The sequence below is a fragment of the Komagataeibacter intermedius TF2 genome, from assembly GCF_000964425.1.
GTDB classification, from domain to species: domain Bacteria; phylum Pseudomonadota; class Alphaproteobacteria; order Acetobacterales; family Acetobacteraceae; genus Komagataeibacter; species Komagataeibacter intermedius.
Genome location: NZ_BANF01000504.1, coordinates 1 through 1,190 on the forward strand (window position 1 = coordinate 1; position 1,190 = coordinate 1,190).

Consider the following 1,190-nt stretch of genomic DNA (forward strand, 5'->3'; position numbering starts at 1 on the left):
ATCTTGGCGTAGCCATGCTGCTCGCTCGGTTTGTTTTCTTTCTGTTCATTCCACGCCAGAGAGGAATCATACCCCGGCAGTTCACCCAGATAGGCCTGGGCCGGATAGAGGATATCGTCGGGAATTTCGGGAACGCTGATCTCAATGGGGTGATCGGAGCCGGGATTGCGGATCAGGAATACGCGATGCCGGGCCAGCGTGCCGATCCAGCGTAGTTCCATGGCGTAGCGCATGGTCTCGATGTTGATCGGTACACCATGCGTGTCGCGCATCCAGGTCAGCACCGGTGCGATCGTGCCGGCAAGGCCGACAGCACGATCCCGAAAGACGCCGTTGGCGTCGTTGCTGGAAGGCTCACCAAGCTGGCTGACCAGCATTTCACGGATGGCGTCGGCATTGCCGGTCGCAAACGGATTGAACGTATTGGACTGGCGGATGCCGCTTGCGGTCAGAAAGTTGAGATTGAGAACCTGGTCGTCCAGCCCGAAGCGGCGGGCAAGCGCCAGCACATCGCCGTGGACCGTGTTGTCACCCTTGCCGTCGATCAGGATAAACCCGGATCCGTGCGCAAGCGGATTGGCCAGCAGGGAGATGGCGGATGTCGTTTTGCCGGCACCTGTTGTGCCTGGTACGGCGGCGTGCTGGCGTCCCGCGTCGGATGAAAGCCAGAGTTGCTGGCCGGTCAGTCCGTCCGTTCCAAGATATATGATGCCTGCCGCCGCCCGCGGCCGACGGGTTTTGGGATCAAGATCGTGTCTGTCCTTCAGGCCGGAATACCTGGGCAGATGAAAAGGCAGCACCGGATGGCGGGTCATGACCCAGAGCATCAGGCAGAGGGCGAGCGGAAAGGTGATTCCGATGATCGCGGGAGCCAGCACGCCGAGCCCTGCCAGAATCACGAGGATGAACCCGGAACTGCCGGATTGCAGCTCTTCGGCGATCCGGACCGTGAAGGGACGCGTGTCGCGATAGGTGGAGCCGTGTCTCAGTTGCTGGTGGACCTGCGGTCCGCCGATCTTGCGCTTCACCATGCGTCAGTCTTCCAGCCCAAAAGGAGATTTTCCGGTGTCGATCGTAGGCGCCACGGGAGCGGTTGGTGCCGTGGGGGAAACCGGCGCCGTCGGCGCTGTCTGCGCGCCACCTGGGGGTTGCGGATAAGTGACGACAGGCCGCTGCGTCATGATGCGTCG

The 1,190-nt window shown here is 61.8% G+C and carries 1 pseudogene; it reads right to left on the reverse strand.

Annotated features, from left to right (window positions below):
- Positions 1-1,031 (reverse strand): annotated as a pseudogene (locus B7449_RS18205) (type IV secretory system conjugative DNA transfer family protein); the annotation flags it as partial.
- Positions 1,032-1,190: the final 159 nt, after the last annotated feature.